5 protein-coding genes and 1 pseudogene are annotated in these 6,364 nt (G+C 64.4%); all 6 read left to right on the top strand.

Going from position 1 to position 6,364, the window contains the following annotated elements; all coding sequences use genetic code 11:
- Nucleotides 1-57 precede the first annotated feature (57 nt).
- Complete coding sequence (gene nifH, locus ABSF49_RS19200) at nt 58-936, top strand: nitrogenase iron protein (protein WP_424114246.1); 879 nt, start codon at nt 58-60, stop codon at nt 934-936.
- A gap of 281 nt (nt 937-1,217) precedes the next feature.
- The gene (locus tag ABSF49_RS19205) at nt 1,218-2,657 is read left to right on the top strand and encodes a pyridoxal phosphate-dependent decarboxylase family protein (protein WP_424114247.1); all 1,440 of its coding nucleotides are present in this window, start codon (nt 1,218-1,220) and stop codon (nt 2,655-2,657) included.
- A gap of 365 nt (nt 2,658-3,022) precedes the next feature.
- Nucleotides 3,023-4,000, top strand: coding sequence for a cysteine synthase A (cysK, locus tag ABSF49_RS19210; RefSeq protein WP_424114248.1), 978 nt, complete (start codon nt 3,023-3,025; stop codon nt 3,998-4,000).
- Entirely contained in the window at nt 3,997-4,941 is a 945-nt protein-coding gene (locus tag ABSF49_RS19215; RefSeq protein WP_424114249.1) for a serine O-acetyltransferase, read from the top strand. Before cysK ends, ABSF49_RS19215 begins: the two co-directional genes overlap by 4 nt.
- Before the next feature lie 156 nt (nt 4,942-5,097).
- Nucleotides 5,098-6,054: a family 2A encapsulin nanocompartment shell protein gene (locus ABSF49_RS19220; protein ID WP_424114250.1), complete on the top strand. Its 957-nt coding sequence runs from the start codon at nt 5,098-5,100 to the stop codon at nt 6,052-6,054.
- Nucleotides 6,041-6,364, top strand: a pseudogene (locus tag ABSF49_RS19225) (hypothetical protein); the annotation flags it as partial. The gene ABSF49_RS19220 and the pseudogene ABSF49_RS19225, both read left to right, overlap by 14 nt.

Below are 6,364 nucleotides of genomic sequence, written 5' to 3' on the forward strand. Positions count from 1 at the left end.
GAGCCGACTTTCTCGCACGGCTGACCTCGCGGCGCCAATTTTCAAGGAGCGTTGATCATGTCCCGCAAACCGAAGCAGATCGCCATTTACGGCAAGGGCGGCATCGGCAAGTCGACCACGACGTCCAACATCTCGGCGGCGCTCGCCGAAGCCGGCTACAAGGTGATGCAATTCGGCTGCGACCCGAAAGCGGATTCCACCAACACGCTGCGCGGCGGCGAGTACATTCCTTCGGTGCTCGACTTGCTCGCCGAGCGGCGGCGCGTCGACGCGCGCGACGCCGTGTTCAAGGGCTTTGGCGGCATCTATTGCGTCGAGGCCGGCGGCCCCCAGCCTGGCGTCGGCTGCGCCGGCCGCGGCATCATCACCGCGGTCGAGCTGTTGAAGCAGCAGCGCGTGTTCGAGGATCTCGACCTCGATATCGTCATCTACGACGTACTCGGCGATGTCGTCTGCGGCGGTTTCGCCGTGCCGATCCGCGAGGGCATCGCCGAGCACGTCTTCACGGTTTCCTCGGCCGACTTCATGGCGATCTACGCCGCCAACAATCTCTTTCGCGGCATCGAGAAATTCTCCAACTCCGGCGGCGCGCTGCTCGGCGGCATCATCGCCAATTCGATCAACACCGATTTCCAGCGCGAGATCATCGAGGATTTTGCTGCGCGCACCTCGACGCCGATCGTCCAGTTCGTGCCGCGCTCGCTGACCGTCACGCAGGCCGAACTGTCCGGCAAGACCACAATAGAGGCGGCGCCGGACTCTAAACAGGCCGACGTCTACCGGGCGCTCGCCCGTCATATCGCCAAGCACGAAGCCTCAAAGACGCCGACGCCGCTCAGTCCGACAGAACTTCGGGAATGGTCGGCGCGCTGGGCCCAACACATCGTGCGACTCGAACGGGACGAACGCGACGAGCGTCCACGCGTTGTCGCCTAGGAGGCTTTGAAACGACTCCCCTGCGTGCCGAGCGGTCTGTTCTTCATGTTTCTAGCCCGTTTCGATTGTGAGACACGAAAGGGAACCATGTGGGCCGAGACTATCCGAGAGATGTCCGACGGTTCGCATTCGCCTTAGGAGACCAGGCAGCATATTATCGCGTTCGTGCAGTGGGGACGGAATCTCGATGCTCCTTTCGAGGAATTGAGACGTCTGATCGATCAGGTCTTCACCCATCGCTCCCTCGCGCCACTCCTTTCTACAGGCTATGAGCACAAACTATGAGCGACAACCTTGACCCAAATGACTGGGAGGCGTTTCGGGCCTCCAGTCACCGGGCGCTCGAGCACATGATCGATTTTCTTCAAGGCGCACGCGAGCAGCCGGTTTGGCGAAACACTCCGCCGAGGGTGCGTCAGCGCTTTCAATCGCTTCTTCCGCGACAGCCGCGCGAATTTGATGATGTGCTTGAAGACTTCGAAACGAACATCAAGCCCTACGCTGTCGGAAACACCCACCCGCTGTTCATGGGCTGGGTGCATGGAGCGGGAACGCCGGTCGGCATGGTCGCTGAAATGCTCGCCGCTGGGCTCAACGCCAACTGCGGAGGGCGCAATCACGTCGGAATCGAAGTCGAGCGCCAGATCACGCGATGGGCCGCCGAACTGCTCGGATTTCCTCAAAGCTCGACAGGCGTCTTCGTGACGGGCTCCTCGGCCGCCAATTTTCTTGGCCTCTTGGTCGCGCGCGACGCCGCGCTAGGACATGAAGTCCGTGGCTCAGGCCTTTTCGCGTCAGGCAAGCAACTCGTCGCCTACACCTCTGTTCATGCGCACGGATGCGTCACTCAGGCCATGGAACTCGCCGGGGCGGGGTCGGCGCATCTGAGACCGATCCCCGCCGACTCCGCTGGGCGGATTCGTACTGATTTGTTGCAGGCCGCAATAGACAGGGATCTTGCTGCCAAACTGTCACCTTTTCTCATCGTGGGGACCGCTGGTACCGTCGACACGGGGGCGATCGATCCTCTGCAAAGCCTCGCTCAGATCGCAAGAGAATATGGTCTCCGGTTTCATGTCGACGGGGCGTTCGGCGCGCTGGCGGCTCTAAGCGCGGCCCTAAAGCCCCGGCTCGCGGGCATTGAACTCGCCGATTCGATTGCCCTCGACTTTCACAAATGGGCGCATGTCCCCTACGATGCCGGGTTCCTTTTGGTGCGCGACGGCGAAATGCATCGCGGAACATTCGCGAGCGCCGCTGCCTATCTCCAGCGCGCTCCGCGGGGCCTTGCCGCTGGTGACGTCTGGCCCTGCGATCTCGGTCCTGATTTGTCTCGCGGATTTCGCGCGCTGAAAACCTGGTTCACGTTCCAGGTCCATGGAGCCGACAGATTGGGCGCCGCCATCGAGGCGTCCTGCGATAACGCCTGCTACCTTGCAGACTCGCTCTCCCGTTCCAAGATCTTCGAACTTCGCGCTCCCGTAAGCCTCAATATCGTTTGCTTCGCGCTCAAGGCCGGCTGGCCCGATCAGGCCAATCAAGCGATCGTCATCGATCTGCAAGAGCGCGGCCTGGCCGCTCCTTCGATGACAAATGTGTTGGGACGCCCCGTCATACGCGCGGCAATCGTCAATCACCGAACGACGAAAGCCGACATCGATCTTTTCGCGGTGGCTCTTCACGAGGCAGCTGGAAGACTCAGACCCGACAGTTGGTCATAGGCCCGACGAGTTGAGAACCGGGTCGCTCGATTTCAACGCCACAGCACAACTCAGAACTGACGTCTCCCAACGAGGTCGCACGCGCGAAACTACTGCGATTGGCCGAAAGGAGAATGATCGGTCTCTCGCCCGAGAACGAAGTTTCGGACATTTGCTGTGCTAGTCTCGCGCGTCTGGAAAAAGGCCGTTCTGGTCTTGCCAACCTCGTCCGCCCAGCGCGCCACGCAGCGGCATTCGCCTTAGGCGGGTCCGCGAGTTCAATCGTCAGACCGATTCACAGCGGGGCCTTGTAGCCTTCTTGCCTGGAGGTCAATTTGGGAATATAGATATAAATTCGATGGACTAAGGGAATTTAGAGGCTGCACATGACCCGCTGGTACGAAGACAATTCGCTTTCAATCGGTCACACGCCGCTCATCCGCCTCAACCGCGTCACCGAGGGCGCGGCTGCGACGGTTCTGGCCAAGATCGAGGGACGCAACCCCGCCTATTCGGTCAAGGACCGCATCGGCACGGCGTTGATCGCAGACGCCGAAGAGCGTGGCCTGCTCGGCCCGGGCAAGGAAATCGTCGAGCCGACCTCGGGCAACACCGGCATCGCGCTTGCCTATGTCGCCGCCGCGCGCGGCTATCCGCTTACCTTGACCATGCCCGAGACGATGAGCATCGAGCGACGTAAGTTACTGATCGCTTACGGCGCCAAGCTCGTCCTCACTGAGGGGCCGAAGGGCATGAACGGCGCCGTCGCCAAGGCGGAGGAGATCGCCGCCTCCGATTCCAAGCGCTACGTCCTGCTGCAGCAGTTCAAGAACCCGGCCAATCCTGCCATTCACGAGAAGACGACCGGCCCGGAAATCTGGGACGACACCGACGGCAAGGTCGACATCGTCGTCTCCGGCGTCGGCACTGGGGGCACGATCACCGGCGTCTCGCGCTATATCAAGCGGACCAAGGGCAAGGCGATCGCCTCGGTCGCTGTCGAGCCGGCGGCGAGCCCGATCTTGACGCAAAAGCTCGCCGGCGAGCCGCTGAAGCCCGGGCCGCACAAGATCCAGGGCATCGGCGCCGGCTTCGTGCCCGGCGTGCTCGACCTGTCGCTGGTCGACGCGGTCGAACAGGTCAGCAATGAGGAAGCCGTCCTCTACGCACGCCGTCTCACCGCCCAGGAGGGTATTCTCTCGGGCATTTCGAGCGGCGCCGCCGTCGCCGTCGCCGTGCGTCTCGCCAAGCGGCCCGAGAACGCCGGCAAGACGATTGTCGTCATCCTGCCCGACTCCGGCGAGCGGTACCTCAGCACGGTGTTGTTCGAAGGCGTGTTCGACGCCACGGGGCTGGCTGCTTGAGCGCTCAGACTGACGAATGGGCTAACGACGACGATCAATTCAAGGTCTCGGACGTCGTCGACCAGTTGCGACGCCTGCGCGCCGCATCGCAGCGGCGACGCTATCGCGGCGCGACGCCGCAACTGCCGTCGCGCGAAGCGACGATCGAAGTCGTCGACGCCGTCGTCCAGGCACTCTATCCGCGCCATTTCGGGCCGCAAGGTCTGAGCGCGCGGGAGGTCGACACGTTCGTCGCCCGCTCGCTGGGCGGCGCGCTGCCGATGCTTGAGCGCCAGATCGCGCTCGAGCTGGCGCTCGGCGCCGAAGGCGTCGGCGCAGCCGACGGCGATCCCGCCAGGGCCGGGGAGATCGTCGCCGAATTCGCCGCTTCGCTGCCGCACGTGCGCGCGCTGGTCGACACTGACGTCCGCGCGGGGCTCGACGGCGATCCTTCGGCGGCGAGCGTCGACGAAATCATCTTCAGCTTTCCCGGCGCGGCGGCGGTCCTGCGTCACCGCATCGCCCACCGCCTCTACGGTTCCGGCGCGCCGATGCTGGCGCGCATCGTCGCCGAAGACGCGCACTCGCGCACCGGCATCGACATTCACCCCGGCGCCGAGATCGGCGAACGGTTCTTCATCGACCACGGCACCGGCGTGGTGATCGGCGAGACGGCGATTGTCGGCCGCAACGTCCGCATCTATCAGGCTGTCACGCTCGGCGCGGTGCGGTTCGAAACCGACGAGACGACCGGCGGCCTACGCAAGAATTACCCCCGCCATCCGATCGTCGAGGACGACGTCGTCATCTACGCCGGCGCGACGCTTCTCGGTCGCATCGTCATCGGCAAGGGATCGACGATCGGCGGCAACGTGTGGCTCACGCACAGCGTTCCCCCTGCAAGTCGGGTGACGCAGGCCAAGGCCCGCCACGAGACCTTCGTCGGAGGGGACGGGATTTAGGTTTGCGGCGCCTGGCGCGTTGCGCTAAGCCGCATCGCAGCGTTCGGGAACATTCCGACGAGAACATTTCAGCGGGGCGCACGGGCGCCTTCCGGCGCCAGGGAGCGCTCGCGGTCGCGGCGAACCCAGAGCCAAATTGCAAAAGGGGCAAAAGGTATGGCTGACGAGGTAGAAACCCGCAGGACGCTGAGCGAAGGGGCGGCGCGCCAGCTCGCCAACGCGACCAAGACGCGCGCGCAATGGAGCGGCATTTCTCCGCGCTGGCTGGTCAACTTCCTCGCTTGGACGCCGGTCGAAGCGGGCATCTTCCGTCTCAACCGCGTCAAGGAGAAGGAGGTCCCCACGGCTGAGGTCGAGTGCAGCCCGCCGCGCGACCGCAACCCCGATCTGCCGGAAACCTTCGTCGACTACGATCCCAATCCGCGCGAATATTTCCTCAAGGCGGTCACCACCGTTCTCGACGTGCAGACGCGCGTCTCCGACCTCTACAGCCAGCCCTTCGACCAGGTTCAGGAACAGCTTCGCCTGCTGATTGAACGGGTGAAAGAGCGTCAGGAAGGCGAGCTGATCAACAATGCCGAATACGGCCTGCTGGCGAGCGCCGCGCCGACGCAGCGGATCAAGACGCGCAAGGGCCCGCCGACGCCCGACGATCTCGACGAGCTGCTGACCAAAGTGTGGAAGGAGCCGAGCTTCTTCCTCGCCCATCCGCGCGCCATCGCCGCCTTCGGCCGCGAATGCACGCGCCGCGGCGTGCCGCCGCCGACCGTCAGCCTGTTCGGCGCCCAATTCATCACCTGGCGCGGCATTCCGCTGGTGCCCTCCGACAAGGTCCAGATTAGAGCCGGCGCGAAAGGGAGCGAGAAGACCTCGATCCTGCTGGTGCGCACCGGCGAGAAGAAACAGGGCGCAGTCGGCCTGTTCCAGCCCGGCGTTCCCGGCGAGATTGCGCCGAGCCTGTCGGTTCGCTTCATGGGCATCAACCGCAAGGCGATCGCCTCCTACCTGATCTCGCTCTACTGCTCGCTCGCGGTGCTGACCGAGGACGCGGTGGCGGTGCTCGACGACGTCGAGATTGGCCGCTATCCGGAATACACGCATGCCTACGCCTGAGACGGACGGCGCCGGCCTGGCCGGCGCGGCCGATCCGCAGGCGCCTGGGGGTTCGTTCCTGCCTGACGTCGCGATCATCGAGCGGCTCGCCAACGCCATCTTCAAGGGCGTGACGGGCGGCGCGCCGATCGGCCACCCGGCGATCCCGACCTCGGCGCCTGCGCCGTGGTCGCCGCCGTCGCCGCCGACGGCGAGCGCGATCGGACAAGTCGTTCCGGTCCAGCCGCCGTTTGGCGTCATCGATCCGCCGCTGAGTTCGCTGCCGGCCTCGGCGCCGGCGCGCTCGTTCGGCGGAGCTTCCGCCGGCTCG

The sequence above is a fragment of the Roseiarcus sp. genome, assembly GCF_049514155.1.
Taxonomy (GTDB): Bacteria; Pseudomonadota; Alphaproteobacteria; order Rhizobiales; family Beijerinckiaceae; genus Roseiarcus.